Origin of the sequence: Leclercia sp. (assembly GCF_036780805.1) — a bacterium.
Lineage (GTDB): Bacteria > Pseudomonadota > Gammaproteobacteria > Enterobacterales > Enterobacteriaceae > Enterobacter.
Window position 1 is genome coordinate 21,612 of the sequence record NZ_DAIQCE010000005.1, and the last position, 25,652, is coordinate 47,263.

Annotated in this window: 32 protein-coding genes; 4 read left to right on the forward strand and 28 right to left on the reverse strand. The window is 55.8% G+C overall.

Annotated elements, in window-relative coordinates; all coding sequences use genetic code 11:
• Window positions 1-10: 10 nt before the first annotated feature.
• From rplB to rpsJ, 5 genes are read right to left on the reverse strand one after another with little or no spacing between them, the layout of a single operon-like run.
• The gene (gene rplB / locus V7Q49_RS14300) at window positions 11-832 is read right to left on the reverse strand and encodes a 50S ribosomal protein L2 (protein ID WP_000301859.1); all 822 of its coding nucleotides are present in this window, start codon (window positions 830-832) and stop codon (window positions 11-13) included.
• Between the two features lie 17 nt (window positions 833-849).
• Window positions 850-1,152, reverse strand: a complete 303-nt coding sequence (gene rplW / locus V7Q49_RS14305) for a 50S ribosomal protein L23 (RefSeq protein WP_004868363.1) — start codon at window positions 1,150-1,152, stop codon at window positions 850-852.
• Window positions 1,149-1,754: a 50S ribosomal protein L4 gene (gene rplD / locus V7Q49_RS14310; RefSeq protein WP_003031119.1), complete on the reverse strand. Its 606-nt coding sequence runs from the start codon at window positions 1,752-1,754 to the stop codon at window positions 1,149-1,151. Before rplD ends, rplW begins: the two co-directional genes overlap by 4 nt.
• A 10-nt stretch (window positions 1,755-1,764) precedes the next feature.
• Window positions 1,765-2,394, reverse strand: coding sequence for a 50S ribosomal protein L3 (rplC, locus tag V7Q49_RS14315; RefSeq protein WP_016538466.1), 630 nt, complete (start codon window positions 2,392-2,394; stop codon window positions 1,765-1,767).
• Window positions 2,395-2,426: 32 nt separating this feature from the next.
• On the reverse strand, window positions 2,427-2,738 hold the full coding sequence (rpsJ, locus tag V7Q49_RS14320) for a 30S ribosomal protein S10 (RefSeq protein ID WP_001181005.1): 312 nt from the start codon (window positions 2,736-2,738) through the stop codon (window positions 2,427-2,429).
• A gap of 387 nt (window positions 2,739-3,125) precedes the next feature.
• Between rpsJ and V7Q49_RS14325 the strand changes: the two genes are divergently transcribed.
• Complete coding sequence (locus V7Q49_RS14325; protein ID WP_333852937.1) at window positions 3,126-3,599, forward strand: prepilin peptidase; 474 nt, start codon at window positions 3,126-3,128, stop codon at window positions 3,597-3,599.
• Here V7Q49_RS14325 and bfr read toward each other — a convergent pair.
• The 11 genes from bfr to fkpA all read right to left on the reverse strand — a co-directional run bounded on the left by bfr (window position 3,583) and on the right by fkpA (window position 11,775).
• Entirely contained in the window at window positions 3,583-4,059 is a 477-nt protein-coding gene (bfr, locus tag V7Q49_RS14330; protein ID WP_333852939.1) for a bacterioferritin, read from the reverse strand. The genes V7Q49_RS14325 and bfr overlap by 17 nt on opposite strands.
• Before the next feature lie 70 nt (window positions 4,060-4,129).
• Complete coding sequence (gene bfd / locus V7Q49_RS14335) at window positions 4,130-4,324, reverse strand: bacterioferritin-associated ferredoxin (protein WP_039032069.1); 195 nt, start codon at window positions 4,322-4,324, stop codon at window positions 4,130-4,132.
• A 177-nt stretch (window positions 4,325-4,501) separates the two neighbouring features.
• Window positions 4,502-5,686: an elongation factor Tu gene (gene tuf / locus V7Q49_RS14340; RefSeq protein ID WP_142487803.1), complete on the reverse strand. Its 1,185-nt coding sequence runs from the start codon at window positions 5,684-5,686 to the stop codon at window positions 4,502-4,504.
• A 69-nt stretch (window positions 5,687-5,755) separates the two neighbouring features.
• The gene (gene fusA / locus V7Q49_RS14345; RefSeq protein WP_333852941.1) at window positions 5,756-7,870 is read right to left on the reverse strand and encodes an elongation factor G; all 2,115 of its coding nucleotides are present in this window, start codon (window positions 7,868-7,870) and stop codon (window positions 5,756-5,758) included.
• Window positions 7,871-7,966: 96 nt separating this feature from the next.
• On the reverse strand, window positions 7,967-8,437 hold the full coding sequence (rpsG, locus tag V7Q49_RS14350) for a 30S ribosomal protein S7 (RefSeq protein ID WP_004106370.1): 471 nt from the start codon (window positions 8,435-8,437) through the stop codon (window positions 7,967-7,969).
• Between the two features lie 96 nt (window positions 8,438-8,533).
• Window positions 8,534-8,908: a 30S ribosomal protein S12 gene (rpsL, locus tag V7Q49_RS14355; RefSeq protein WP_003023654.1), complete on the reverse strand. Its 375-nt coding sequence runs from the start codon at window positions 8,906-8,908 to the stop codon at window positions 8,534-8,536.
• A 124-nt stretch (window positions 8,909-9,032) separates the two neighbouring features.
• A complete protein-coding gene (tusB, locus tag V7Q49_RS14360) occupies window positions 9,033-9,320 on the reverse strand; it encodes a sulfurtransferase complex subunit TusB (RefSeq protein WP_333852946.1) in 288 nt (95 codons plus the stop codon).
• Between the two features lie 7 nt (window positions 9,321-9,327).
• Window positions 9,328-9,687, reverse strand: coding sequence for a sulfurtransferase complex subunit TusC (gene tusC / locus V7Q49_RS14365; protein ID WP_333852948.1), 360 nt, complete (start codon window positions 9,685-9,687; stop codon window positions 9,328-9,330).
• Window positions 9,687-10,073, reverse strand: a complete 387-nt coding sequence (gene tusD, locus V7Q49_RS14370) for a sulfurtransferase complex subunit TusD (protein ID WP_333852950.1) — start codon at window positions 10,071-10,073, stop codon at window positions 9,687-9,689. Before tusD ends, tusC begins: the two co-directional genes overlap by 1 nt.
• Window positions 10,073-10,795 carry a helix-turn-helix transcriptional regulator gene (locus tag V7Q49_RS14375; protein WP_032614730.1) on the reverse strand — a complete coding sequence of 241 codons (723 nt, stop codon included), beginning with the start codon at window positions 10,793-10,795 and terminating at the stop codon, window positions 10,073-10,075. The genes tusD and V7Q49_RS14375 overlap by 1 nt, the downstream gene beginning before the upstream one ends.
• Window positions 10,796-10,959: 164 nt before the next feature.
• On the reverse strand, window positions 10,960-11,775 hold the full coding sequence (fkpA, locus tag V7Q49_RS14380; protein WP_333852953.1) for an FKBP-type peptidyl-prolyl cis-trans isomerase: 816 nt from the start codon (window positions 11,773-11,775) through the stop codon (window positions 10,960-10,962).
• Window positions 11,776-12,011: 236 nt separating this feature from the next.
• Between fkpA and V7Q49_RS14385 the strand changes: the two genes are divergently transcribed.
• On the forward strand, window positions 12,012-12,230 hold the full coding sequence (locus V7Q49_RS14385; RefSeq protein WP_156264763.1) for a protein SlyX: 219 nt from the start codon (window positions 12,012-12,014) through the stop codon (window positions 12,228-12,230).
• A 52-nt stretch (window positions 12,231-12,282) separates the two neighbouring features.
• On the opposite strand, the gene slyD is transcribed toward V7Q49_RS14385, so the two are convergent.
• From slyD to kefG, 4 genes are all read right to left on the reverse strand, one after another.
• Complete coding sequence (slyD, locus tag V7Q49_RS14390; RefSeq protein WP_032614736.1) at window positions 12,283-12,867, reverse strand: peptidylprolyl isomerase; 585 nt, start codon at window positions 12,865-12,867, stop codon at window positions 12,283-12,285.
• Window positions 12,868-12,961: 94 nt separating this feature from the next.
• Complete coding sequence (locus V7Q49_RS14395; protein ID WP_039031545.1) at window positions 12,962-13,162, reverse strand: YheV family putative zinc ribbon protein; 201 nt, start codon at window positions 13,160-13,162, stop codon at window positions 12,962-12,964.
• 11 nt (window positions 13,163-13,173) lie between these two features.
• Window positions 13,174-14,979 (reverse strand): glutathione-regulated potassium-efflux system protein KefB, encoded by a 1,806-nt coding sequence (gene kefB, locus V7Q49_RS14400; RefSeq protein WP_333852956.1) that lies wholly within the window; start codon window positions 14,977-14,979, stop codon window positions 13,174-13,176.
• Window positions 14,979-15,530: a glutathione-regulated potassium-efflux system ancillary protein KefG gene (gene kefG / locus V7Q49_RS14405; protein ID WP_442913071.1), complete on the reverse strand. Its 552-nt coding sequence runs from the start codon at window positions 15,528-15,530 to the stop codon at window positions 14,979-14,981. The genes kefB and kefG overlap by 1 nt, the downstream gene beginning before the upstream one ends.
• Window positions 15,531-15,654: 124 nt before the next feature.
• Between kefG and V7Q49_RS14410 the strand changes: the two genes are divergently transcribed.
• Entirely contained in the window at window positions 15,655-17,559 is a 1,905-nt protein-coding gene (locus tag V7Q49_RS14410; protein ID WP_333852960.1) for an ABC transporter ATP-binding protein, read from the forward strand.
• Between the two features lie 15 nt (window positions 17,560-17,574).
• The gene (locus V7Q49_RS14415; RefSeq protein WP_333852962.1) at window positions 17,575-18,513 is read left to right on the forward strand and encodes a LysR family transcriptional regulator; all 939 of its coding nucleotides are present in this window, start codon (window positions 17,575-17,577) and stop codon (window positions 18,511-18,513) included.
• Here the strand turns inward: V7Q49_RS14415 and mdcH are convergent.
• The 8 genes from mdcH to mdcA form a co-directional block, all read right to left on the reverse strand.
• A complete protein-coding gene (gene mdcH, locus V7Q49_RS14420; protein ID WP_333852964.1) occupies window positions 18,503-19,402 on the reverse strand; it encodes a malonate decarboxylase subunit epsilon in 900 nt (299 codons plus the stop codon). The two genes, V7Q49_RS14415 and mdcH, sit on opposite strands and share 11 nt — an antisense overlap.
• On the reverse strand, window positions 19,399-20,019 hold the full coding sequence (locus tag V7Q49_RS14425) for a malonate decarboxylase holo-ACP synthase (protein ID WP_333852966.1): 621 nt from the start codon (window positions 20,017-20,019) through the stop codon (window positions 19,399-19,401). Before V7Q49_RS14425 ends, mdcH begins: the two co-directional genes overlap by 4 nt.
• A 2-nt stretch (window positions 20,020-20,021) precedes the next feature.
• Window positions 20,022-20,981 (reverse strand): AEC family transporter, encoded by a 960-nt coding sequence (locus V7Q49_RS14430; protein WP_333852968.1) that lies wholly within the window; start codon window positions 20,979-20,981, stop codon window positions 20,022-20,024.
• Between the two features lie 128 nt (window positions 20,982-21,109).
• Complete coding sequence (gene mdcE, locus V7Q49_RS14435; RefSeq protein WP_333852970.1) at window positions 21,110-21,910, reverse strand: biotin-independent malonate decarboxylase subunit gamma; 801 nt, start codon at window positions 21,908-21,910, stop codon at window positions 21,110-21,112.
• On the reverse strand, window positions 21,910-22,743 hold the full coding sequence (locus V7Q49_RS14440) for a biotin-independent malonate decarboxylase subunit beta (RefSeq protein ID WP_333852972.1): 834 nt from the start codon (window positions 22,741-22,743) through the stop codon (window positions 21,910-21,912). Before V7Q49_RS14440 ends, mdcE begins: the two co-directional genes overlap by 1 nt.
• Window positions 22,736-23,035 carry a malonate decarboxylase acyl carrier protein gene (mdcC, locus tag V7Q49_RS14445; RefSeq protein WP_333852974.1) on the reverse strand — a complete coding sequence of 100 codons (300 nt, stop codon included), beginning with the start codon at window positions 23,033-23,035 and terminating at the stop codon, window positions 22,736-22,738. Before mdcC ends, V7Q49_RS14440 begins: the two co-directional genes overlap by 8 nt.
• Before the next feature lie 9 nt (window positions 23,036-23,044).
• Window positions 23,045-23,902 carry a triphosphoribosyl-dephospho-CoA synthase gene (locus V7Q49_RS14450; RefSeq protein WP_333852976.1) on the reverse strand — a complete coding sequence of 286 codons (858 nt, stop codon included), beginning with the start codon at window positions 23,900-23,902 and terminating at the stop codon, window positions 23,045-23,047.
• Window positions 23,902-25,557: a malonate decarboxylase subunit alpha gene (gene mdcA, locus V7Q49_RS14455; protein WP_333852978.1), complete on the reverse strand. Its 1,656-nt coding sequence runs from the start codon at window positions 25,555-25,557 to the stop codon at window positions 23,902-23,904. Before mdcA ends, V7Q49_RS14450 begins: the two co-directional genes overlap by 1 nt.
• Between the last annotated feature and the right edge of the window lie 95 nt (window positions 25,558-25,652).

A 25,652-nucleotide genomic window follows, 5' to 3' on the forward strand; every position in this document is an offset into this window, starting at 1 on the left:
TCCTCTAATATTATTTGCTACGGCGACGTACGATAAATTTATCAGTACGCTTGTTGCTGCGGGTCTTCTTACCTTTGGTCTGAACGCCCCACGGAGTTACCGGGTGCTTACCAAAGTTACGACCTTCACCACCACCATGTGGGTGGTCGACTGGGTTCATCGCAGTACCGCGAACGGTAGGACGAACACCACGCCAGCGTGCAGCACCTGCTTTACCCAGAACGCGCAGCATATGCTCAGCATTGCCAACTTCGCCCAGAGTAGCGCGGCAGTCTGCTTCGACTTTACGCATTTCACCAGAACGCAGACGCAGGGTGACATAAGCACCATCGCGCGCAACGATCTGAACGTAAGTACCAGCGGAACGTGCCAGCTGACCGCCTTTACCTGGTTTCATTTCTACGTTATGAACGGTAGAACCAACCGGGATATTGCGCATCGGCAGGGTGTTACCTGCTTTGATTGCAGCATCAACGCCAGACTGAATCTGGTCGCCAGCTTTCAGGCCTTTAGGGGCCAGGATGTAACGGCGTTCGCCATCTTTGTACAGAACCAGCGCGATGTTCGCGGAACGGTTCGGATCGTACTCAAGACGCTCAACAACTGCTGGGATACCGTCTTTGTTGCGTTTAAAGTCAACAATACGATAAGCCTGCTTGTGGCCACCACCGATGTGACGAGTGGTGATACGGCCATTGTTGTTACGACCACCGGATTTGCTGTTCTTTTCCAGCAACGGAGCAAAAGGCTTGCCCTTGTGCAGCTCAGGGTTGACCACTTTAACGACGTGGCGACGACCCGGAGATGTCGGTTTACATTTAACAACTGCCATTGTATTACTCCTCCGACTTACTCAGCGCCGCCAACGAAGTCCAGATTCTGGCCTTCTTTCAGGGTGACGTAAGCTTTTTTCCAGTCGCTACGACGACCGATACGCTGTCCGTGACGTTTAACTTTCCCTTTAACTACCAGGGTGTTAACGACTTCGACTTCGACTTCAAACAGTTTCTGCACAGCAGCTTTGATTTCTGCTTTGGTCGCGTCTTTAGCAACTTTGAGAACGATGGTGTTAGTTTTTTCCATCGCAGCAGACGCTTTTTCAGAAACGTGCGGTGCACGAAGCACCTTCAGCAGACGTTCTTCACGAATCATGCCAGCATCTCCTCAACTTGCTTAACAGCATCAGCAGTCATTACGACTTTGTCGAAGGCGATCAGGCTAACCGGGTCGATACCAGTCGCATCGCGTACGTCAACCTTGTGCAGGTTACGTGCGGCCAGGAACAGGTTCTCGTCCAGCTCACCGGTGATGATCAGCACATCTTCCAGAGCCATGTCTTTCAGTTTCTGTGCCAGCAGCTTAGTTTTAGGCGCTTCTACAGAGAAAGATTCGACAACGATCAGACGATCCTGACGTACCAGTTCGGACAGGATGCTTTTCAGCGCGCCGCGGTACATCTTTTTGTTAACTTTTTGACTGTGGTCCTGCGGGCGAGCAGCGAAGGTCACGCCACCGGAACGCCAGATCGGGCTCTTGATAGAACCTGAACGCGCACGGCCGGTACCTTTCTGGCGCCACGGCTTTTTGCCGGAACCAGTTACTTCAGCACGAGTCTTCTGAGCACGAGTACCCTGACGAGCACCAGCTGCATAAGCAACAACAACTTGGTGAACCAGCGCTTCGTTGAAATCACGACCGAAGGTAGTTTCGGAAACAGTCAGCGCGCTCTGCGCGTCTTTCAATACTAATTCCATTGCTATCCCCTTACGCCTTCACAGCTGGTTTAACGATCAGGTCGCTACCGGTTGCACCCGGAACAGCACCTTTAACCAGCAGCAGGTTGCGCTCAGCGTCAACACGTACTACGTCCAGGCTCTGAACGGTCACACGTTCGTTACCCAGCTGACCTGCCATTTTCTTGCCTTTGAACACTTTGCCCGGAGTCTGGTTCTGACCGATAGAACCCGGAACGCGGTGGGACAAGGAGTTACCGTGCGTGGCATCCTGAGTACGGAAGTTCCAGCGCTTAACGGTACCAGCAAAACCTTTACCTTTAGAGGTACCGGTTACGTCAACTTTTTTAACTTCTGCAAACAGCTCAACGCTAATGTCCTGACCTACGGTGAACTCTTCGCCTTCAGCAAGACGGAATTCCCACAGACCACGGCCAGCTTCAACGCCAGCTTTAGCGAAGTGACCCGCTTCCGGTTTGGTTACACGGTTAGCTTTTTTAGCACCAGTGGTAACCTGAACGGCACGGTAGCCATCGTTAGCCAGATCTTTAACCTGAGTAACGCGGTTTGCTTCAACTTCGATTACGGTTACTGGGATAGATACGCCATCTTCAGTGAAGATGCGGGTCATGCCCACTTTTTTACCGACTAAACCAATCATTGTATCAACCTCTCAATCGCTCGATGACCTGATTAACCCAGGCTGATCTGCACGTCTACACCGGCAGCCAGATCCAGACGCATCAGAGCATCAACGGTTTTCTCGGTTGGCTCAACGATGTCAACCAGACGCTTGTGAGTGCGGATTTCGTACTGATCACGCGCGTCTTTGTTAACGTGCGGGGAGATCAGAACGGTAAAGCGCTCTTTGCGGGTCGGCAGCGGGATCGGACCACGGACTTGCGCACCAGTGCGCTTAGCAGTCTCGACGATTTCCGCGGTTGATTGATCGATCAGACGATGATCAAACGCTTTAAGACGGATACGGATTCTTTGGTTCTGCATGAGACCAGAGCTCCAATTATTTTATAAACGAAAATGATTACTACTCAAACCCATTACGATTGATGGGAGAGTGTAACCGTTCTTACGTAGCCCCCCAATTGGGAGCATTGTTAGGCAACGAAAAACAGTGTTGCCTGGGTTCAGATTGAACCTGCTGTCAATTACGACAAGCCCGCGCATTATACGTAAATCTCGGCAGGACGCAAGCCCCGTTTAGGAAATAGACGGCCCGGGTCAGTTTTGCGTGGCGGCTCGTAAATATTTTGCAACGTTGCGGCGAAATGCCGGTAGTCGGGAAGGCATTACGCAGGTCTTAGCTTTGCTGATTGTTTAACCCTACAGATTGAGTGGAGTATGGCCGCACACATTTTATAGAGGCCCTGAACGATGCTCACCACCCTCCCCTTCCTCTTTATTTATCTGGTTTTGACATGCTTATTAGTCCGTGAGGATATCCGTTCGCATCTGCTTCCGGACAAATACCTCTGTCCACTGCTCTGGGCGGGTCTGCTCTTTCACCTCTGTCTTCACCCCGATTTTCTGGCAAGCGCAGTCTTAGGTGCGATCGCAGGATACGCCGGCTTCGCGATAATTTATTGGGCTTATAAACTGATACGCAAACGTGAGGGGCTGGGTTACGGTGACGTGAAGTATCTGGGCGCGCTAGGGGCATGGCATGGTTGGTGTGTACTTCCTGCGCTGGCATTATCGGCAGCTCTGCTGGCGATGCTCTATCTTTTGATACGCTCTATGTGTAAGCCCGGAGAACAGATATTAAAAAACCCGCTGCCTTTTGGACCTTTCATGGCGGCAGCAGGTTTAATGATGGGTGGGCAAAGCCTGGTCAGCTTTCCACTTTGATCTGCGACTGGAGGTAATTCTGCAGGCCGATTTTACTGATGAGATCCAGTTCAGTTTCGAGCCAGTCAATATGCCCTTCTTCATCGGCCAGGATCTGGATCATCATATCGCGACTGACGTAATCGTGAACGCTGTCTGCGTAAGCGATGGCTTCACGAAGATCTTTTGCGCCGTCGAGTTCTAGCGCGAGATCGGAGCGTAGCATCTCTTCAACATCTTCACCGATACCCAGCTTGCCGAGATCCTGCAGGTTGGGGATACCCTCTAGAAATAAAATACGCTCGATATACTTATCGGCGTGCTTCATCTCATCGATGGATTCATGGTATTCGACGTCGTTGAGGCGAGTCAGGCCCCAGTTCTTGAACATTCTCGCATGGAGAAAGTATTGATTGATTGCGACAAGCTCATTTCCCAATAATTTATTGAGATAACTTATGATTTTAATATCACCTTTCATTATAGTCCCTCCGCTTCCACTCATTGAAGCGTAGATGGGGCTACAGGGATGTCAAAAAAAAGAATGAGCCTCAGGCAATCTCTTTGTATTCCGGGATCTGCATCAATTCGTCCTGCATGATCTCACGAGCAGCGCGAACGCACTTACCGCATTGATTTCCTACTGGAATAAACTTACGCAGTTGCTGAAAAGATTGTGGTTGAAACTGGCGAACGGCCTGACGGATTTTTTTATCACTTACACCATTACATAAACAAACGTACATAACCACTCCCGTTCAAAATATGCGCAAAGTGTAAGTGAGAATAATTATGATTACAATAGCACAAGCACGGAGATACGGGGCGGGAGCCAACAAAAAATGCGAAAATTTGTGACAGGAAGAAACGCAGGACAACAAAAAAGGACGCCGAAGCGTCCTTTTTAATTCAGGGATAATTAATTAGCCCAGAACTTTAGCAACAACACCCGCGCCAACGGTACGGCCGCCTTCGCGGATTGCGAAGCGCAGACCATCGTCCATTGCGATTGGGTGGATCAGGGTAACAACCATCTTGATGTTGTCGCCTGGCATTACCATCTCAACGCCTTCTGGCAGTTCGATGGTACCGGTCACGTCAGTAGTACGGAAGTAGAACTGTGGACGGTAGCCTTTGAAGAACGGAGTATGACGGCCGCCTTCGTCTTTGGACAGGATGTACACTTCAGATTCGAACTTGGTGTGCGGCTTGATGGAGCCTGGCTTAGCCAGAACCTGACCACGTTCGATTTCTTCACGTTTGATACCACGCAGCAGAACACCAACGTTCTCACCGGCACGGCCTTCGTCCAGCAGTTTGCGGAACATTTCAACGCCGGTACAGGTAGACTTGGCAGTCTCTTTGATACCAACGATTTCAACTTCTTCGCCAACTTTAACGATACCGCGCTCTACACGACCGGTAACAACGGTACCACGGCCGGAGATGGAGAATACGTCTTCGATAGGCAGCAGGAACGGCTTGTCAATCGCACGCTCTGGCTCTGGGATGTAAGAATCCAGGTAGCCAGCCAGTTCGATGATTTTCTCTTCCCACTCTGCTTCGCCTTCCAGCGCTTTCAGCGCGGAACCGCGAACGATTGGGGTGTCGTCGCCCGGGAAGTCGTACTGAGACAGCAGCTCACGCACTTCCATCTCAACCAGTTCCAGCAGCTCTTCGTCATCAACCATGTCGCATTTGTTCAGGAACACGATGATGAAAGGAACGCCTACCTGACGACCCAGCAGGATGTGCTCACGGGTCTGAGGCATAGGGCCGTCAGTCGCAGCAACAACCAGGATCGCGCCGTCCATCTGCGCAGCACCGGTGATCATGTTTTTAACATAGTCGGCGTGGCCCGGGCAGTCTACGTGTGCGTAGTGGCGAGTCGGGGTGTCATATTCAACGTGGGAAGTGTTGATGGTGATACCACGAGCTTTTTCTTCTGGTGCGTTATCGATCTGGTCGAATGCACGAGCAGAACCACCGTAGGTTTTAGCCAGAACGGTAGTGATTGCAGCGGTCAGGGTAGTTTTACCGTGGTCAACGTGGCCGATAGTACCAACGTTGACGTGCGGTTTTGTACGTTCAAATTTTTCTTTAGACACGGCTATATTCCTTACTATAGTGCTCTCCCCTTTGGAGAGAGCACGGGACTTAGGTTTTAATCCTGTGGATTATTTACCACGGGCTTCAATTACGGCCTGAGCAACGTTGTTCGGCGCATCATCATACTTCAGGAATTCCATGGTGTATGATGCACGACCTTTGGTCAGAGAACGCAGCTGAGTTGCATATCCGAACATTTCAGACAGCGGAACTTCAGCGTGGATCTTAACGCCAGTTACTTCAGATTCCTGACCACGCAGCATACCGCGACGACGGCTCAAGTCACCGATAACGTCACCGGTGTTCTCTTCAGGAGTTTCTACTTCAACCTTCATGATCGGCTCAAGCAGAACTGGTTTCGCTTTCTTAAAGCCTTCTTTAAAGGCGATAGAAGCAGCCAGTTTAAACGCCAGTTCAGAGGAGTCAACGTCATGGTAAGAACCGAAGTGCAGACGAACACCCATGTCTACTACCGGGTAACCAGCCAGCGGACCAGACTTCAGCTGCTCCTGGATGCCTTTATCAACGGCAGGGATGTATTCGCCAGGAATCACACCACCTTTAATGTCGTTGATGAACTCGTAACCTTTAGGGTTAGAGCCCGGCTCCAGTGGGTACATGTCGATCACAACGTGACCATACTGACCACGACCACCAGACTGCTTAGCGTGTTTACCTTCAACATCGCTAACTTTCTGACGAATCGCTTCACGGTAAGCAACCTGAGGTTTACCTACGTTAGCTTCAACGTTGAATTCACGACGCATACGGTCAACGATGATGTCAAGGTGCAGTTCACCCATACCAGCGATGATGGTCTGATTAGATTCTTCATCAGTCCATACGCGGAATGATGGGTCTTCTTTAGCCAGACGGCCCAGAGCCAGACCCATTTTTTCCTGGTCAGCTTTGGTTTTTGGTTCAACGGCGATAGAGATTACCGGCTCAGGGAACTCCATACGCTCCAGAATGATTGGGTGATCTGGGTTACACAGGGTGTCACCAGTAGTCACGTCTTTCAGACCGATAGCAGCAGCGATGTCGCCCGCACGAACTTCTTTGATCTCTTCACGTTTGTTCGCGTGCATCTGTACGATACGACCGAAACGCTCACGTGCGGATTTCACGGAGTTCAGGATGGTGTCACCGGAGTTAACCACACCAGAGTACACGCGGAAGAACGTCAGGTTACCCACGAACGGGTCGGTAGCGATTTTGAACGCCAGAGCAGCAAACGGCTCTTCATCACTTGCGTGACGTTCAGCCGGCGTGTCTTTACCGTCGTCCAGGATACCGTTGATCGCAGGAACGTCTACCGGGGATGGCAGGTAGTCAACTACCGCATCCAGCATCGCCTGAACACCTTTGTTCTTGAACGCAGAACCACAGGTTACCAGGATGATTTCGTTGTTCAGAACGCGCTGACGCAGAGCTTTTTTGATCTCTTCTTCAGTCAGTTCTTCACCACCCAGGTATTTCTCCATCAGGTCTTCTGAAGCTTCTGCTGCAGATTCGATCAGGTTCTGGTGCCATTCGTCAGCCAGATCCTGCATGTCAGCTGGGATATCTTCGTATTCGAAGGTAACGCCCTGATCTGCATCGTTCCAGTTGATGGCTTTCATTTTCACCAGGTCGATAACGCCGGTGAAGCCTTCTTCAGCACCAATTGCCAGCTGCAGCGGAACAGGGTTCGCGCCCAGACGGGATTTGATCTGACCAACAACTTTCAGGAAGTTAGCACCCATACGGTCCATTTTGTTAACGAACGCGATGCGTGGAACTTTGTATTTGTTTGCCTGACGCCATACGGTTTCAGACTGCGGCTGAACACCACCAACTGCGCAGTAAACCATTACCGCACCATCAAGAACACGCATGGAACGTTCTACTTCGATTGTGAAGTCAACGTGCCCCGGGGTGTCGATGATGTTTACGCGATGCGGTTCATACTGCTTAGCCATACCAGACCAGAATGCAGTAGTCGCTGCGGAGGTGATGGTAATACCACGCTCCTGCTCCTGCTCCATCCAGTCCATGGTAGCGGCGCCGTCATGAACTTCACCGATTTTATGGTTTACACCGGTGTAGAACAGAATACGTTCGGTGGTAGTGGTTTTACCGGCGTCGATGTGCGCACTGATACCAATGTTACGGTAGCGTGCGATGGGTGTTGTACGAGCCATTTGATTCCTCGTTTATCTTTTTAGGCGTTCAGTTAAGTAACCCAAAGCGGGCTGCTTCGCTGAAGCGCCCGCCTGGTGACTAATACTCCGAAGGGATTACCAACGGTAGTGTGCGAACGCCTTGTTGGCTTCTGCCATACGGTGAACGTCTTCACGTTTCTTAACTGCAGTACCTTTGTTGTCTGCAGCATCAGAAAGTTCGTTCGCCAGACGCAGAGCCATGGATTTATCACCGCGTTTACGAGCAGCTTCAACGATCCAACGCATTGCCAGAGCATTACGACGAACCGGACGAACTTCAACTGGAACCTGATAAGTAGAACCACCAACGCGGCGGGACTTAACTTCTACGGTTGGGCGAACGTTGTCGAGAGCGACTTCGAAAGCTTCCAGTTCATTTTTACCAGAACGCTGAGCCAGGGTCTCAAGCGCGCTGTATACGATTGCTTCTGCAGTAGATTTTTTACCATCTACCATCAGGATATTTACAAATTTTGCCAGCAGTTCTGATCCGAATTTCGGATCTGGAAGAATTTTACGCTGACCAATGACGCGACGACGTGGCATGGGAATACTCCGTTGTTAATTCAGGATTGTCCAAAACTCTAAGAGTTTAGTATGACATTAAGGTAAATCAGTTTGGCCTTACTTAACGGAGAACCATTAAGCCTTAGGACGTTTCACGCCATACTTGGAGCGAGATTGCTTACGGTCTTTAACGCCGGAGCAGTCAAGCGCACCACGAACGGTGTGGTAACGAACACCCGGAAGGTCTTTTACACGACCGCCACGGATCAGGATCACGGAGTGTTCCTGCAGGTTGTGACCTTCACCACCGATGTAGGAAGTCACTTCAAAACCGTTAGTCAAACGCACACGGCATACTTTACGCAGTGCGGAGTTTGGTTTCTTAGGAGTGGTGGTATATACACGAGTACATACGCCACGTTTCTGCGGGCAGGCTTCCAGCGCAGGCACGTTGCTTTTTGCAACTTTGCGAGCGCGTGGTTTGCGTACCAGCTGGTTAACTGTTGCCATTAAATAGCTCCTGGTTTTAGCTTTTGCTTCGTAAACACGTAAGAAAACGCCCTCATACAATATGAGGACGCGAAATTTTAGGGCTACGTCGAAAAGGTGTCAAGAAATATACAGCGATCTCGCATCACCAGTTCATGTGACCGGTGTGCTGGACGACCAGATTGACGAAATCAGTATAGCTAACCACGTCAATTTTGGTTGAAATTTGACCAGCAAGACCGCGGGCATCGATGTCATCTTTAAGCGCAGAGACAGAGATGGGGGCATTAGTGAGAATATCAACATAGCGGCTGCCCTCTACCGCCGCCAGAACGCCATCCTGGATGAGCAGCAGGGCATCACCTTCGCGCACCATGCTTAACAGGCTTTCGATGTCACATTGCCACGGCGAGTGGCTCAGAGTATGGAGCATGACGGCCTCAGAAGGTCAGGATGGTGTCGAAATGGGAGAGATGTTCACGCAATGTCTGCGGCGCAACCACGGTGGCGTCGAGAACAAAGGGCGTGTTTTCACTCAGACCGCGCGCCTGCAGAGAGGCGGCGCAGACGTAGAACGTCTCGATGTCATACAGCGGCAGCACTTTAAAGGTCGCGATGTAGTCGCGCGCCAGCACCGCCTGCGGCTGCTGACCAGCAAGCAGTTGAAATACACCGTCGCCAATAAAGAAAACCCCGATCTCTTCCGTTAGCGCGGAGGTTGCCAGTAGCGCATCCAGCCCTTCCCTTCCGGCGGCACTGCCATGCGGAGCAGAGGTAAAGACAAAAGCCACGCGGTTCATCAGAATTGCACCATTCGGTCACAGGTTAATGCGGCTTGTGCCAGCGCCCCGAGGCCGCTAAGTGAAAAACCGTCATTAAGATTGGCGGCTGGAAGCCCCAGACGCTGCGCCTCGTTCGTATCGCTCACCCCACGACGTAGCGCCGCCGCCACGCAGATGTGCAGCTCAACGCCGTGTTGCTCATTTAGCGATTGCCACGCGCGCACCAGGTCAAACTCATCGGAAGCGGGGGACGTCAGCTGGTTGGCGTTATACACGCCTTCCCGATAAAAAAAGACGCTAACCAGCTCGTGTCCGGCAGCCAACAGTGCGCGGGCAAACTGCAACGCACTGCTGGCCTGCTGCGTACCGTAAGCCGGGCCTGTGACCATTAATGCAAAACGCATTACTTCTCGTGCCCCAGGAAATCGCCGCTTTTGAACTGACGGATATAGAGATACACCGTGTGCTTGGAGATATTGAGACGATCGGCCACCTGGTTAATCGCATCTTTGATATCGAAAATGCCTTTCTCGTAGAGGTTAAGCACGATCTGGCGATTCTTGGCATTGTTGGACACATTGCGATCGGCATTGACTTCTTCGATGGTGAATTCCAGCGTCTGGGTGACAAGGTCTTCAACCGAGGAGGCAAAGTTAACGGAGGATCCGACATCCGGCGTTTCGGGTGGAATGAAGGTGTTCATGATCTGGGAGAACGGCACATCGAGGTTCATGTTGATGCACAGCAGACCAATCACCCGATGATCGCGATTGCGGATGGCAATCGTCACGGACTTCATCAGGACGCCGCTCTTGGCGCGGGTAAAATAACATTTTGAGACGCTGCTGTCCGCGCCGGTCATGTCGTGCAGCATACGCAGTGCAAGGTCGGTGATTGGCGAGCCAATTTTACGGCCAGTATGCTCACCATTGGCAATGCGGATGGCAGAACATTTCAGATCTTGCAGGGAGTGCAATACGATTTCGCAGTGGGACCCAATGAGCATCGCTAACCCGTCCACTACCGCTTCGTAGGATTTCAAAATATCGAAATCGGTCTGATCGAAAGGACGTTGATCCAGCAGGTCAAGTTCGCTGGTTTCGTTGGTTAAAAGCGACCTGGTCATGAAAAAAACACTCCTTTTCAGGAGCCTGTCGGTAGGTTTTCAGGGCAGGCTCATTATTTACACGGGCAACTAAATTAATACAGCGTAGGTAGCGCTTCCAGTGTTAATTATATCTGCACCATAATAAAAAAACCGCCGCTTCAGGGGCGGCGGTTGTTACCGATTTACTTCTTGGTGGCTTCAGCTGGCGCTTCTGGCTTCGCGTCCGGCTTAGCATCCGCTTTCGGCGCTGGCTTAATGTCCAGCAGCTCTACATCGAATACCAGCGTGGAGTTAGCCGGGATACCCGGGACGCCAGTTTTGCCATAGGCCAGATCCGGTGGGATGACCAGCTTGATTTTACCGCCTTTCTTGATGTTCTTCAGGCCTTCAGTCCAGCCAGGGATAACACCGTCCAGACGGAAGGAGAGCGGCTCACCACGGGTGTAAGAGTTATCGAACTCTTTACCGTCGGTCAGGGTACCTTTGTAGTTAACCACTACGGTATCGCTGTCTTTCGGTGCGTCGCCGGTACCTTCTTTCTCTACTTTATAGACCAGGCCAGTAGGAGAGGTTTTCGCGCCCTTCTCTTTAGCGAAAGCTTCACGGTAGGTTTTGCCTTTCGTTTCGTTTTCAGCCGCGTCTTTCTCCATCTTCTCCTGCGCTGCGCCTTTCACGCGCGCTTCGAAAGCCTGCAGAGTTTGCTCAATTTCCTGGTCTGACAGTTTGCTCTTATCAGCAAACGCATCCTGAACACCGGCGATCAGCTGAGTCTGATCCAGTTTGATGCCCAGTTTTTCTTGCTCTTTCAGAGAGTTTTCCATGTAACGGCCCAGAGATGCGCCCAGCGCGTAGGCTGACTTCTGGTCGTCATTTTTGAACGCCGCATTGCTGTCAGCAGTCGCAGCAGGCTTTGCTGCATCGGCAGCGAAAGTCAGCGGCGCATGCAGAGCGACAGCCATCGTGGTCGCCAGCAGCGTTACTTTAAACAGTGATTTCATCCATTTCTCCAGGGCCGGGGACTCTCACCCCGTATTAAGCGTAAATGAGAAGCGTACTATAAAACGTTGAGGAACAAATCTACAGGTAGACATCCCTGATTAGCACCACATTTCAGACTATTTTTGTTTAAATTAGTTTCGCAGCAATGGGATGTTTACTGCGCGCGAGAATAATCTCGGGTAAAATCCGCCGCCGCCAGCCCCGAACAGGGTAAACGAGACCAACGAGGTGAATCATGCAGAATACAGATATGGAAGCACGACTGGCTGAGCTTGAAAGCCGCCTGGCTTTTCAGGAGATCACCATCGATGAGCTGAACCAGACCGTGACGGCCCACGAGCTGGAAATGGCAAAACTGAGGGATCTGCTGCGTCTGTTAACCGAAAAAGTGAAAGCGTCGCAGTCATCGCACATTGCGTCGCAGTCGGAAGAGACGCCGCCGCCCCATTATTAAGACGTAAAAAAAGCGGGATAGTCCCGCTTTTTTGTGCCTGAAGCCGTGAAGCTTAGTGGCAACCGCAGCCGCCATTACCGCAACCGCCTTTACCGTGGTCGTGACCATGGTCGTGATCGTGGCCGTGGCCGCCGCAGCAACCGTCGTGACCATGATCGTGGTCATGACCGTGCGCACCGTGAACGTGGCCGTGAGCCAGCTCTTCTTCAGTGGCTTCGCGGATGGCAACCACTTCAACGTTGAACTTGAGGTTCTGGCCAGCCAGCATGTGGTTGCCATCAACCACAACGTGGTCGTCTTCAACTTCAGTGATTTCTACTGGAACCGGACCCTGGTCAGTTTCAGCCAGGAAACGCATACCAACCTGCAGTTCGTCAACGCCCATGAACACGTCTTTAGGAACGCGCTGCACCAGGTTGTCATCGTACTGACCGTAAGCGTCGTTTGCGCCTACAGCAACGTCAAATTTGTCGCCAACTTCGTGACCGTCCAGCGCGTTTTCCAGACCGGAAATCAGGGAACCGTGACCGTGCAGGTAGTCCAGCGGCGCACTCACCGGAGACTCATCAACCAACACACCGTCTTCTGTACGTACCTGATAGGCCAGGCTGACCACCAGGTCTTTTGCTACTTTCATGATATCTCCTGAGCGTGGGAAAATTGCTGGCGCAGATTGTATCGGAAATCTGCACCCGTGTACCCTTTAGCTTAAAAAAACTCAGGGCATATCGCTAGTCCGGATGAAAAATCCCGATCACTTGCTCTTCTTTGCGAACATGCTCGCGAGCCTCTTTATCCGCTTCACGCATCTGGTGTCCGCACTTAACACATTCAACAATATCGATATTGTTCTCTCGCCACATGGCCAGGGAGTCCTGCGCCTGACAGGCCGGGCATTTCGCACCGGCGATAAAGCGTTTACGTACCGCCATTCTCAACCTCGTTATTCAAATTCATCCCAGCCGTCCAGCTGCCGACGCTCCTGCTGCATCTCACGCTGGAAGATCTCTTCCAGCTCGCGGCGCGCTTCCCGCACACGGGAAATTTGTACCGTATCGGTATGCACCGGCATCAACTCGCGCAGCATCATCATATCCAGACGGCGAAAGTGTAACTGTGCGCGCTGGGCCTGATGCGGATGCATACCCAGCGTCACTAACGTCTTACGCCCCAGCTCCAGCGCACTGGAGAAGGTCTCGCGGGTAAATTGCTTCACTCCGGCCTGGAGCAGTTCATGAGCCTCTACACGCCCGCGCGCTCGCGCCAGGATATGCAGATGCGGAAAATGCTGCTGGCAGATCTGCACCAGCTTCATGGTGTCTTCCGGCTCATTACAGGTGATGACGATCGACTCTGCCGCTTCTGCCCCAGCAGAGCGCAGCAGTTCGACCTGGGTGGCATCGCCGTAATAGACCTTGTAACCGTACTTTCGCATCAGGTTAACCGCGCTGATATCGCGCTCCAGCACCGTCACACGCTTTTTGTTCGCCATCAGCAGGCGGCCAATCACCTGACCAAAACGCCCGAAGCCCACCACGATCACCTGCGGCTTATCATCGTCCACCCAGGGTGCCTCATGCTCATCGTCAGCGGCATTAATGCGTCGCGACAGGCGTTTATCAATCAGCTTCATCAGCAGCGGCGTGGTCATCATCGACAGCGTGACGGTCACCAGCAGCAGCGCCATCTGATCATGCTGAAACAATCTCTGAGACGATGCTGTGGAGAAGAGCACAAAAGCGAACTCTCCCCCCTGGCTCAGCACCCCGGCAAGCTGCGCGCGCTCCGGGTGACGCAGACCGTATACCCGCGCCAGTCCGTACAGCACCAGCATTTTGACGGCAATCAGCACCGCAACGCCCAGCACCACGGCCAGGATATGGGTATAAAGCACGCCAAGATTCAACGCCATACCGACCGAGATAAAGAACAGCCCTAACAGCAGCCCTTTAAAGGGATCGATGGCAATTTCCAGTTCGTGCCGGTACTCGCTTTCCGCCAGCAGCACGCCGGCAATAAAGGTCCCCAGCGCCATCGACAGCCCCAGCGCATCCATAAACAGAGCCGAGCCCAACACCAGCAGCAGCGTGGCGGCGGTAAACACCTCCCGCACCCCGGAGGCCGCAATAAAGCGGAACACCGGACGCAGCAGATAGCGCCCACCCACCAGCATGCCGCCAAAGGCCAGCACCTTCATGCCGACTTTCATCCAGTCGAAATGTTCGTCGCCCGATCCCGCCAGCAGCGGCACCAGGGCCAGCGCCGGGATCACCGCCAGATCCTGAAACAGCAGCACGGAGAAGCCCAGCTGTCCCGCTTCGTTGCGGTTCATGCCCTTATCGCGCATCAGCTGCAGGGCCATCGCGGTGGAGGACATCGCCAGCCCGATCCCGCCGATGACCGCCGCCTGCCATGAGAAATGGTCCAGCATCAGCAGCCCACCGAGGATCACCGCGCTACCGATCACCTGCGCGGCACCCACGCCGAAGATGGAGCGCCGAAGCTGCCAGAGCTTCGCCGGGTTCAGCTCGAGGCCGATAATAAACATCAGGAAGACGACGCCCAGCTCCGAGAAGTGCAGGATTTCGTCCACATCGCTGATAAACCCCAGCCCCCAGGGGCCAATGGCGATACCCGCCAGCAGATAGCCGAGCACTGCGCCAATCCCCAGTCGCGCAGCCAGCGGCACCGCCACCACGGCGGCGAGCAGAAACAGCACCCCCGCCAGCAACAGATCGGAACCTTCCATCAGCGGCCTCCCGTCAGATTGGGCGCCGCCAGCCAGTCGCCATAGGCTTTAGCATGGCTGGCCAGCTCACTCTGATGCTGCCGACGCGCCCAGTAGATAACGATCGGACTGAGCCAGTGCATGCGGCACATGGCCGCCGTCAGCTCGAACGGGCGCAGGATATCGTTCATCGAATAGCGGTTAAGCCCATCGTGGCGATAGGCACTCTCCGGCTCGCCGGTGGTAATGACGTTCCGCCAGTACTTTCCCGCCAGCTGGTTTCCCCCCACCCCACTGGCAAAACCGCGGCTCAGCACGCGGTCCAGCCACTCTTTCAGCAGCGCCGGGCAGCTGTAGGTGTAAAGCGGATGCTGGAACACGATGACGTCGTGCTGGCGCAGCAATTCCTGCTCATGGGGGATGTCGATAAAAAAATCGGGGTAGTGCGCGTAGAGATCGTGCACCGTCACATTACTCAGCTGTAATGCCGGCTGGAGCAAAACCCGGTTGGCGACCGAGTCCTGCGACTCCGGATGGGCATACAGCAGCAGCACTTTTGCTGTCTGGGACATCATTCCTCTCCCGGGTCGTCATCACTGTTGTTTTGGGCTACCATGGCACACCCACGCGGCGCGTGGCGGCACATTTAACCTGATTATAATTACAACTTAACATAGTCGGAACATACGGCGCTCTATGATTGTTTTCTCCTCATTACAAATTCGTCGCGGCGTTCGCGTCCTGCTGGACAACGCTACAGCCACCATTAACCCGGGCCAGAAAGTGGGCCTGGTGGGCAAAAACGGCTGCGGTAAATCCACGTTGCTGTCATTGCTGAAAAACGAGATCGCTGCCGACGGCGGTAACTTTACCTACCCCGGCAACTGGCAGCTGGCCTGGGTAAACCAGGAGACGCCTGCCCTGAACGTACCGGCAATGGACTATGTTATTGACGGCGACCGGGAGTACCGCAAGCTGGAAGCCGAGCTGCACGCCGCCAACGAACGCAACGACGGCCACGCGATTGCCACCGTCCACGGCAAGCTCGACGCCATCGACGCCTGGACCATCCGCTCCCGTGCTTCCACCCTTTTGCACGGTCTGGGTTTCAGCAATGAACAGCTGGAACGTCCGGTCAGCGACTTCTCCGGTGGCTGGCGTATGCGTCTCAACCTGGCCCAGGCGCTGATCTGCCGCTCTGACCTGCTGCTGCTCGATGAACCGACTAACCACCTCGATCTCGATGCGGTTATTTGGCTGGAGAAGTGGCTCAAGAGCTATCAGGGCACTCTGATTCTGATTTCCCACGACCGTGACTTCCTCGACCCGGTGGTGGACAAAATTATTCATATCGAACAGGAATCGATGTTCGAATATACCGGCAACTACAGCTCGTTTGAGCGCCAGCGCGCGGTGCGTCTCTCCCAGCAGCAGGCGATGTACGAAAGCCAGCAGCAGCGGGTGGCGCATCTGCAAAGCTTTGTCGATCGCTTCAAGGCCAAGGCCTCCAAAGCCAAACAGGCCCAAAGCCGCATCAAGATGCTGGAACGTATGGAGATGATTGCCCCGGCACACGTCGACAACCCGTTCCACTTCAGCTTCCGGGCACCGGAAAGCCTGCCCAATCCCCTGCTGAAAATGGAAAAGGTCAGTGCCGGCTATGGCGACCGCATCATTCTCGACTCCATTAAGCTCAACCTGGTCCCGGGTTCCCGTATCGGGCTGCTCGGGCGCAACGGTGCCGGTAAATCAACCCTGATTAAGCTACTGGCGGGCGAGCTGGCCCCGCTCCGTGGCGATATCGGCCTGGCGAAGGGCATCAAGCTGGGTTATTTCGCCCAGCATCAGCTGGAATTTTTACGCGCTGATGAATCACCGCTGCAGCACCTGGCGCGTCTGGCACCGCAGGAGATGGAGCAGAAGCTGCGGGATTACCTGGGCGGCTTCGGCTTCCAGGGCGATAAAGTCACCGAGAAGACCGAGCGCTTCTCCGGCGGCGAAAAAGCGCGTCTGGTGTTAGCGCTTATCGTCTGGCAGCGCCCGAACCTGCTGCTGCTCGATGAACCGACCAACCACCTGGATCTGGATATGCGCCAGGCCCTGACCGAAGCCTTAATTGAGTTTGAAGGCGCGCTGGTGGTGGTCTCGCACGACCGTCACCTGCTGCGCTCCACCACCGACGATCTCTACCTGGTGCACGACAGCAAAGTGGAGCCTTTCGACGGCGATCTGGAAGATTATCAGCAGTGGCTGAGCGACGTGCAGAAGCAGGAGAGCCAGCCTGCGGAAGGGGCCAAAGATAACGCCAACAGCGCCCAGGCGCGTAAAGATCAAAAGCGTCGCGACGCGGAGCTGCGCACCCAAACCCAGCCGCTGCGTAAAGAGATCACCCGTCTGGAGAAAGAGATGGAGAAGCTCAACGCGCAGCTGGCCACCGTTGAAGAGAAGCTGGGCGACAGCGGTCTGTATGACCAGACGCGCAAAACCGAGCTCACCGAGTGCCTGCAGGTGCAGGCCAAAACCAAATCCAGCCTTGAGGAGTGCGAAATGGCCTGGCTGGAGGCGCAGGAACAGCTCGAAGAGATGCTCCAGAGCGACTAACCGGGGAGAGGGGCGATGATACCGGACCTGACCAGCGAAATTACCTTCCGCAAGCTCAGCATCTTCATGACATTTATGGAGACGGGCAATATCGCCCGGGCCGCTGAGGTGCTGAACCTCAGCGGGGTCAGCGTCCATCGCGCCCTGCACACCCTGGAAGAGAACGTCCGCTGCCCGCTGTTCACCCATAAAGGCCGGAATCTGATCGCCCTCCCCGCCGCCTGGACGCTGCTTGAGTACTGCCAGGAAGTCATGCAGGTGATGGAGCGCGGGCTGGAAGAGGCGCGTAAAACGGCCGGCGTCGGCCAGGGCCGACTGCGGGTGGGAACGCTCTACTCTCTGACGCTCGAGACGGTGCCGCAGTTAATTATGGGCATGAAACTGCGCCGCCCGGATCTGGAGATGGATCTCACCATGGGCTCCAACGAGACCCTGCTGCACATGCTGGATGAAGGCTCGCTGGACGCGATCCTTATATCTATCTCCGAAAGCGAAATTGACCGCAACAACCTCGAAGTGCTCCCCCTGTTCCACGATGATATTTGTCTTGCCGCCCCGGCCTCGGCACAGCTCAATACCGACGCGCTGGCGGATTTACGTGACTACAAAGATCAGAAGTTTGTCGCCCTGGCGGAAGGCTTTGCCACCTATGCCGGGTTCCAGGAAGCGTTTCATATCGCCGGTTTCGAGCCGGAGATCGTCACCCGGGTCAACGATATTTTCTCGATGCTGAGTCTGGTGCAGGCGGGTGTCGGCTTTACGCTGATGCCGGGCAGGATGAAGAAGGTCTACGAAAACTCGGTGCAGCTGTTAAAGCTGGCCCAGCCGTATCAGATGCAGCAGCTGATCGCCATCGTCTTTGCCCGCAACCGCGAGCAGGATCCCAGCCTGCGGGCGCTGGCGGCGGAAGGCCGCATGTACGCCCGCCGCCTTGAGCAGAACGCTACGCCTTAACACGCCGGGCGAGATGCACTGCGACATCGATACCGCTGCGTTCCAGAGAGACAGACTCCCCTTCCCAGGCCGCCTGACGCGTCAGGCAGGTCAGCACCCCGCCGGGGGGCATCTCTATCGCCAGCCGCGCTTCACGCTCGTTAGCGGCAATTACCGCCTCCTGCCAGCGCACCGTCCGGGCCATATTCATGGCCAGATCGTCAGCAATTTTCTCTGGCTGCCAGAGCACGCGCCCGGTGCTGCCGCTCAGGTATGCGCAGCGGGGGCGCGAGAGCGTAACCCGGCTGAAGGCCTCGATCAGTTTTTTCGCCGGTTCCGTCAGCAGTTCGCAGTGCGACGGGACGCTGACCGTCAGACGGCGGGCTTTATTGGCCCCTTTCGCCAGCGCGCGCGCCGCGACTTCCGCCATGCCGTCATCGGCACCGGCGATCACAATCTGCGTCTCGGCATTCAGGTTGGCAATATAGGTGCCGGTGCCTGCCATCAGGGTTTCTACCTGCGCGAGCGTTAACCCCATAATGGCCGTCAGGCCGTAGCCGTGCGGATAAGCCTGCTCCATCAGATCGCCACGCAGAGCCACCAGCTTAAGGGCATCAGAAAATTCGAGCGCCCCGGAGAGCACTGCCGCAGGATAGGCACCGATAGAGAGTCCGCTGACGATATCCGGCGACACGCCGCGACGCTCCAGCTCACGCGCCCAGGCGACGCCCGCGATCAGCAGCGCCAGCTGCACCGCGCGGGTGTGCTGTAGCGCCGCCGGGGAGTCGAGCGCATCCACCTCACTGGCAGCCAGCACTTCACGCGCCTGAGCCAACTCGGTTCCCGGCAGGTTTTGCAACATACCGGGATGCTGCGTCCCCTGCCCCGGAAAGGTAAACAGGATCTTCATTGTTCCTCCCATGCCCAGGGGTTCGCCGTCAGGCGCGGCCCCCGGTCGGTTTTCAGCAACGTTTTTCCATCACGTAGCCATTCGTTGAGCGCAAATCCGCCCAGCGGCGTCTCAACCTGGGTATCCGCCCGGCAGAGCGCGCCTTCAAGCTGGGTCTGCCAGCTGAGTAACACCTCGCGGGAAAGCGGCTGCGGGGCGCGGATCAGCAGATCGAGATCGCTGTCGGCGTGGATCACCGCAATGCCGGTCGCCAGCGCATAGCCGGTGCTGCCGGTTATGCCCCAGACCCAGGGCCAGGACATGCGGGAAAGCTGTACCGCCACCTGAACCGGTGGCTGAGTAATAAAGGGCGAGCGCAGCAGACTCGCTTCTGCGCTCAGCTGTTCGGGGGAGACGACGCGGGCAATCTGGTCGGGGTTAACCCAGCCTGCCGCGCGTTGCTCGCGTCTGAGGCCGCGTACCCCCACCGGGATACGCCCGTTACCATCAACATCACGCCGCACCACCACCGGCAACCCGGTGTGCCAGGCCGTATCCACCCAGGGCTCGTGGATATCCTCGAGCGCATCCCGTGTGGCAAGCCAGATCAAGTCGTGCGGGCGTAATGTTGTGGTCATGATTACATTCCTGAAGTCAGCGAGATAAACAGCGGCAGCGACAGGATACACAGGACGGAGCTTAACAGCAGCACCGCTTCCGCATCCGGAGACTGTACGCCAAAGCGGTTACCAAACACCACGCCGAAGAAGCCAGCGGACAGAGCAATCATCAGGATTGCGGTAATCGCCACCGAGCCGTGCAGACCAAAAATCAGCACGATGCCCCAGGCAATCGCCGGCTGGATCAGCAGCTTGGTGATGGTCGCGCTAATCACCATGGTGTTGATCTGCAGCTTACGGGCCGACAGGATCACGCCGGTCAGGAACAGGGCGGCGGCCGTTGCGGCCAGGCCGAGCGGTTTAATCGCGGCCAGCACCAGATCCGGCATTTTGATGCCAATCGCAGACAAAATCACACCCAGCAGTGGGCCCATCACGATGGGTTTTTTGATTGAGCGCCACATCAGAACCGGCAGCATCGCCAGGGTAGAACCACTGTTTGTACCTTCCGCACGCGCTTTTTCGCGTTCCAGAATCAGCAGACAGAACGGCGTCATCAGCACGGAACCACAGGCAATAGAAACCGCCACGGAGAGTGAGGTCGCAGAGCCTTCACCCAGCACGCTGCCCAGAATCGGCAGACCCAGCGCGGCATAGTTCGGCAGTGCCACGGTCAGGGTCAGCACGGCGGCATCCTGCGGGGACTTTTTAAAGACTTTGGTGGCGAGGAAGTAGATGGCCGCATAGGTTATCCACATCGCCAGGGTCAGGACCAGGATCAGCGGTGACTGGGCAATGATACCAGCCCAGGGGGTCTGCACTGTGGCGCTAAACAGCGCGGCGGGCAGCGCAAAATCCATCACGAAGATATTAAGCAGAGACACATTTTTGTTATCCACCATTTTGGCTTTACCGGCCCAGAAGCCGAGCAGCATGATGACAAAAATGGGTGCAAGGGCATGAACAATCACATAAGTCATAAATCACCTGTAAAAAAAGAAGTTTAAGCACTGACGCGATGGTTATTATTTTCAGGATGCAGGTTCCCTCGTGGGCGCAACGGGCGCGCCCACGGGGCATGCATCTGGCAGGTCTTTTCTTTTTGGTGTTACCAGCTGGCTCGCATACGTTCGCGTACGAGAGCTGAGCTGTGGCGATTGTCGGCACCCAGACGGCTTTTCAGCGTCGGATCCCGGCGAGCGTCATCAATGGCCTGTTGTAAGGTAGTTTTAACCAGCGCCAGATCGAGAGATGAAGGTGCGTCCGGATTGCTGATATCGAGCAGGTTTTCCAGCAGCCCCAGCGTGGCGTAGTTACTGATGTCATACGCCATTGGCGGAATGGTTGCCGCCAGTTTTTCCAGGGCCTCCACGGTACGCAGCGTGATGCGCGCGGCAGACTCTTTGCCCATCGCGTGGATTAATACGCCCTGGTCGTTAAAGGCGATCAGCCGGTTGGCCTGATAGCCGTGGGCCAGAAACGCCCCGGACATCGCTTTCCCGACGATAAGACCAATCACCGGATGGCCCGCCAGACGCGCGTTTGCATAGGCCGCAGCGGCACCGGCCAGCGCCTGGTGAATCCCAAAGCCCTCTTCGCGACGGCCATAGGCCTGGCTCGGGACATCGATCACCGCCACAATCGGGCGTTTCACCGCGCTGTCAGCATCGGCTGCGACGGTTTCACTTACCACTTTGGCCAGGGTCCAGCCCTCCAGCAGACCGACTTCACCACGTGCGGCACGCGGGTAGTGGTTGTTGGCATCCGGCACCACCGCGACAAAGCGGACCGCTTCGCCATTCAACTCGCCGTCCGCCGCCTGAACCGACGGGCAGAGCCCTTCCAGACGTTTGGCGTTCGGCGCAAGGGTTTCCAGCCAGAGCTCACCACGGCTAATTGAAGTACTCATCATTTCACCTCCCGGGCAAAGAGCGCGTGAATCTGTTCGGTATCCGCCTGTTTACGGGTGTCGAAGTTAGTCAGGCGTTCGAGATACCAGTCGTAATTGTCAGTGCGATGTTTTGCCGGTACGCCTTGCGCAATCGCGTCGTTCATCGCCGCTTTCACCGCGTTCACGCCGTCGCCCACCAGCGCATCCACCAGACCGCTTTCGTAGCGAATTTCGCCCCCGGTCATGCTCCAGATAAACGGACGGTCGCGGGAGTCGTACTCTTCAATACCCGCTTCCTGCTCGATAACCTGTGGGCCGTTGAGGCCGAGACGCGCTTCGCGAGTCACGATGAGATAGCTGCACAGCGCGGCTGCGATGGACATCCCGCCGAAGCAGCCCACGGTGCCGGCGACAATGCCGATGACCGGGGTATAGCGGCGCAGATCGACAATCGCTGCGTGGATATCGGCAATCGCCGCCAGGCCAAGATTCGCCTCCTGCAAACGTACGCCGCCGGTTTCAAGGCTTAGTACCGCCTGGGTTGGAATGCCGTTACGGTTATCTTCCGCCGCCAGTTCCAGCGCCGCCGCCATTTTGGCACCGGACACTTCGCCCATGCTGCCGCCCTGGAACGCGCCTTCAATCGCTACCACCACGGCGGGTTTGCCGTTGATGGTGCCTTTCGCCACCACCATGCCGTCATCGGCCTGCGGCACGATCCCCTGCGGCCCAAGCCACGGAGACATGATCCCTTCAAACGGATCCAGCAGTTCGCGGTAGCTGCCCTCGTCGAGCAGAGCCTGCGCACGCTGGCGCGCTTTTAGTTCGATAAAGCTGCTGTCATCACGCATGGCTCACCCCCTCAAAGACCTGTTCGATACGAATGCGCGCCACGCCCGGCGTTGCGCCAAAATCGTGAATGGTTAGCTTGCCAGCCGGCAGGCTGCTGACGGTTTGCAATCTGTTGAACAGCGCATCCCAGCGGCCACGGCTGTTATCGACGGAGGTGGTGATCTCGATAGTTAATGTCTGGCTCTGGTCGGCGGTAAATAACACCTCCATATCCCCGGAGCCCACAACGCCTGCCAGCGCTTTGCCGTTCAGGGCACGGCTGGCGGGCAGAGTTAAGGTAATTTTTTCCATAACATCCTCTTAATTCGCTAAATAAGGCGTCTCTATGCGGTCAAGGAACAGCGTGGCGGCCAGCAGGTCGGCCGCGCCGCCCGGAGAGGCATTGAGCAAGAGCATCTGTTTGTCTAATAACGCGAGCGCGCGTTGCCCCTCTGGCTGTGCGGTGCCACCTGCGGCTAATACCGCCCGGGCCCCGTCCTGCATGGCGTCTAACCCCTCCATCCCGGCGCGCGAGAGCACGCAGGTATCGGTTAACGAGGTCATGATCGCCATCAGCGCATCGAGCCGGGCATGGGCTTCGCCACTGCCGTTAAGACGGCTCAGGCGAAGCTGCGGCAGCGCCCGCTGCATAATGTGCGGAAACGCCTGCTGCGCCTCTTCGCGCGCGCCCGGCACCTGATAACGGTGGGTGGCGCGCAGCCCTTTACTGAACACTTTCGGCGCGGCGTCATCCGGCAGTTTCGCCAGCTGTGCGGCGGTATCGGCTACCGTCCGGGCTCTGGCACTGCCCCCGAGCATCGCCACGGCGCTAACCAGCAATCCCAGCGCCCAGATAGCGCCGCGGTGGGTATTTACCCCGCCGGTGGCGGCCATCATCTGCTGTTCGCCTTCGCGCCCCAGCCGACCTACGGTCTGCCGTAGCGCGATATCGGCCGGACGCTGCCAGCTTTGCAGCGCCAGCGCCTGAAACGTGGGGGTCAGGCTGTGCGCCGAACGCTCCATCAGCGCGAGCGACAGATCGTGATGCGCGCCGTTCCCCCGACTGTCCACCAGACCGGGTTTCGGGCTAAGTCGCGCTTCGTCAATCAGACACTGCGTGGCGGTTCGCGCCAGCCATTCGGCACCGCCTTCAACCTGGATCCGGGGGAGAAGTTTCATTACCAGCTCCGGAATTTCGCAGGTGGGTTGTACAGACCGCCCGACCATTCAACGAGGTCAGACACGCTGCCAGCTGCCAGCAGAGAGCGGGTGGCGTCGGTGCGGCGAATGCCCATATCTTCCGGGTAGAGCACTTTGCCACTCTGGCGCAGCTCGGCGACGCGTTTGGCGTCCACACCCAGACCGATATCGGTGATCCCCGCGACGGCCGCGACCATTGCACGACGTTCTTCAAGATCTTTGGCGCGATAGAGGTAAGCTATCCCCTCTTCCGTCAGCACGTGGGTCACGTCATCGCCGTAGATCATCACCGGCGCCAGCGGCATACCGGAGGCTTTCGCCACCTCGACGGCATCGAGTTTTTCCACGAAGGTCGGTTTAACGCCCGCCTGGAAAGTTTCGACCATCTGTACCACCAGCTTTTTACCGCGCTGCATCGGATCCGGTTCAGTGATCATGTTCAGCCAGGCCGGGGTGGCATGACGACGCCCGTGCGGGTCATGGCCCATATTGGGCGCTCCGCCGAAGCCGGAAAGACGGCCTCGGGTCACGGTTGAGGAGTTGGCATAACCATCCACCTGCAGCGTGGAGCCGATAAACATATCCACCGCGTACTGGCCTGCCAGCTGGCAGAAGGCGCGGTTAGAGCGCATGGAGCCGTCGGCACCGGTAAAGAACACGTCCGGGCGGGCACGGATATACTCTTCCATCCCCAGCTCACCGCCGAAGCAGTGCACGCTCTCCACCCAGCCGCTTTCAATCGCCGGGATCAGCGTTGGATGCGGGTTCAGCGTCCAGTGTTTACAGATTTTGCCTTTCAGGCCGAGCTGCTCGCCGTAGGTCGGCAGCAGGAGCTCAATAGCCGCAGTGTTGAAGCCAATCCCGTGGTTGAGGGATTGCACCTGATGTTCCGCGTAGATGCCTTTGATGGCCATCATCGCCATCAGGATATGTTCCTGTTTGATCAGGCGTGGGTCACGGGTGAACAGCGGTTCGATGAAGAACGGCTTATCGGCCACCACCACGAAATCAATCCAGGAGCCGGGGATATCCACGCGCGGCAGATCGCACTCGTCGTCCACCAGCTCGTTCACCTGAGCGATGACGATGCCGTCATGGAAGGCGGCGGCTTCGACCAGCGCCGGGGTATCCTCGGTGCTGGCACCTGTATAGAGGTTACCTTTACGGTCCGCTTTAAAACCGGCAATCAGCGCCACGTTCGGCGACAGATCGACATACAGGCGGGAGTAGAGTTCGATGTAGGTGTGGATGGCCCCGATCTCCAGTTGCCCATCTTCCAGCAGCTGTGAAATGCGCAGGCTTTGGGTGCCTGAGAACGAGAAATCGAGTTTGCGGGCGATGCCCTTCTCAAAAATATCCAGGTGCTCGCTGCGACCGACGCTTGGCATAATCATATGCAGATCGTGAACAACCTGCGGGTTCACTTCGGCGAGCGAACGTGAAAGAAAATCTGCCTGTTTTTGGTTATTACCTTCCAGTACGACTTTGTCGCCCGGGGCGATCAGTTTTTCCAGCATGGCGACAAGGTCGCCTGTTGGCAGTACCTTGCCCTGCACCGGGACGGAAGCCAGGCGGCGCGCTTTTTCAGTGCGACGCGTATTCCAGTTCCGGGCTGGCGTTTGCCCTGATAACATTGTTAACCTCCTGATTCAGCACATCTTTAGATTTGCTTAACGCTGAGTTAAGTGTGCCCCCTGGCGATAAAGGCATCAATTAAGCGTAGAGGGGA

Bases quoted from the DNA above. Each gene is read 5' to 3' on its own strand.
- rplB (WP_000301859.1), bottom strand. From the start codon at position 832: ATGGCAGTTGTTAAATGTAAACCGACATCTCCGGGTCGTCGCCACGTC.
- rplW (WP_004868363.1), bottom strand. From the start codon at position 1,152: ATGATTCGTGAAGAACGTCTGCTGAAGGTGCTTCGTGCACCGCACGTT.
- rplD (WP_003031119.1), bottom strand. From the start codon at position 1,754: ATGGAATTAGTATTGAAAGACGCGCAGAGCGCGCTGACTGTTTCCGAA.
- rplC (WP_016538466.1), bottom strand. From the start codon at position 2,394: ATGATTGGTTTAGTCGGTAAAAAAGTGGGCATGACCCGCATCTTCACT.
- rpsJ (WP_001181005.1), bottom strand. From the start codon at position 2,738: ATGCAGAACCAAAGAATCCGTATCCGTCTTAAAGCGTTTGATCATCGT.
- V7Q49_RS14325 (WP_333852937.1), top strand. From the start codon at position 3,126: ATGCTCACCACCCTCCCCTTCCTCTTTATTTATCTGGTTTTGACATGC.
- bfr (WP_333852939.1), bottom strand. From the start codon at position 4,059: ATGAAAGGTGATATTAAAATCATAAGTTATCTCAATAAATTATTGGGA.
- bfd (WP_039032069.1), bottom strand. From the start codon at position 4,324: ATGTACGTTTGTTTATGTAATGGTGTAAGTGATAAAAAAATCCGTCAG.
- fusA (WP_333852941.1), bottom strand. From the start codon at position 7,870: ATGGCTCGTACAACACCCATCGCACGCTACCGTAACATTGGTATCAGT.
- rpsG (WP_004106370.1), bottom strand. From the start codon at position 8,437: ATGCCACGTCGTCGCGTCATTGGTCAGCGTAAAATTCTTCCAGATCCG.
- rpsL (WP_003023654.1), bottom strand. From the start codon at position 8,908: ATGGCAACAGTTAACCAGCTGGTACGCAAACCACGCGCTCGCAAAGTT.
- tusB (WP_333852946.1), bottom strand. From the start codon at position 9,320: ATGCTCCATACTCTGAGCCACTCGCCGTGGCAATGTGACATCGAAAGC.
- tusC (WP_333852948.1), bottom strand. From the start codon at position 9,687: ATGAACCGCGTGGCTTTTGTCTTTACCTCTGCTCCGCATGGCAGTGCC.
- tusD (WP_333852950.1), bottom strand. From the start codon at position 10,073: ATGCGTTTTGCATTAATGGTCACAGGCCCGGCTTACGGTACGCAGCAG.
- V7Q49_RS14375 (WP_032614730.1), bottom strand. From the start codon at position 10,795: ATGACCAGGTCGCTTTTAACCAACGAAACCAGCGAACTTGACCTGCTG.
- fkpA (WP_333852953.1), bottom strand. From the start codon at position 11,775: ATGAAATCACTGTTTAAAGTAACGCTGCTGGCGACCACGATGGCTGTC.
- V7Q49_RS14385 (WP_156264763.1), top strand. From the start codon at position 12,012: ATGCAGAATACAGATATGGAAGCACGACTGGCTGAGCTTGAAAGCCGC.
- slyD (WP_032614736.1), bottom strand. From the start codon at position 12,867: ATGAAAGTAGCAAAAGACCTGGTGGTCAGCCTGGCCTATCAGGTACGT.
- V7Q49_RS14395 (WP_039031545.1), bottom strand. From the start codon at position 13,162: ATGGCGGTACGTAAACGCTTTATCGCCGGTGCGAAATGCCCGGCCTGT.
- kefB (WP_333852956.1), bottom strand. From the start codon at position 14,979: ATGGAAGGTTCCGATCTGTTGCTGGCGGGGGTGCTGTTTCTGCTCGCC.
- kefG (WP_442913071.1), bottom strand. From the start codon at position 15,530: ATGTCCCAGACAGCAAAAGTGCTGCTGCTGTATGCCCATCCGGAGTCG.
- V7Q49_RS14410 (WP_333852960.1), top strand. From the start codon at position 15,655: ATGATTGTTTTCTCCTCATTACAAATTCGTCGCGGCGTTCGCGTCCTG.
- V7Q49_RS14415 (WP_333852962.1), top strand. From the start codon at position 17,575: ATGATACCGGACCTGACCAGCGAAATTACCTTCCGCAAGCTCAGCATC.
- mdcH (WP_333852964.1), bottom strand. From the start codon at position 19,402: ATGAAGATCCTGTTTACCTTTCCGGGGCAGGGGACGCAGCATCCCGGT.
- V7Q49_RS14425 (WP_333852966.1), bottom strand. From the start codon at position 20,019: ATGACCACAACATTACGCCCGCACGACTTGATCTGGCTTGCCACACGG.
- V7Q49_RS14430 (WP_333852968.1), bottom strand. From the start codon at position 20,981: ATGACTTATGTGATTGTTCATGCCCTTGCACCCATTTTTGTCATCATG.
- mdcE (WP_333852970.1), bottom strand. From the start codon at position 21,910: ATGAGTACTTCAATTAGCCGTGGTGAGCTCTGGCTGGAAACCCTTGCG.
- V7Q49_RS14440 (WP_333852972.1), bottom strand. From the start codon at position 22,743: ATGCGTGATGACAGCAGCTTTATCGAACTAAAAGCGCGCCAGCGTGCG.
- mdcC (WP_333852974.1), bottom strand. From the start codon at position 23,035: ATGGAAAAAATTACCTTAACTCTGCCCGCCAGCCGTGCCCTGAACGGC.
- V7Q49_RS14450 (WP_333852976.1), bottom strand. From the start codon at position 23,902: ATGAAACTTCTCCCCCGGATCCAGGTTGAAGGCGGTGCCGAATGGCTG.
- mdcA (WP_333852978.1), bottom strand. From the start codon at position 25,557: ATGTTATCAGGGCAAACGCCAGCCCGGAACTGGAATACGCGTCGCACT.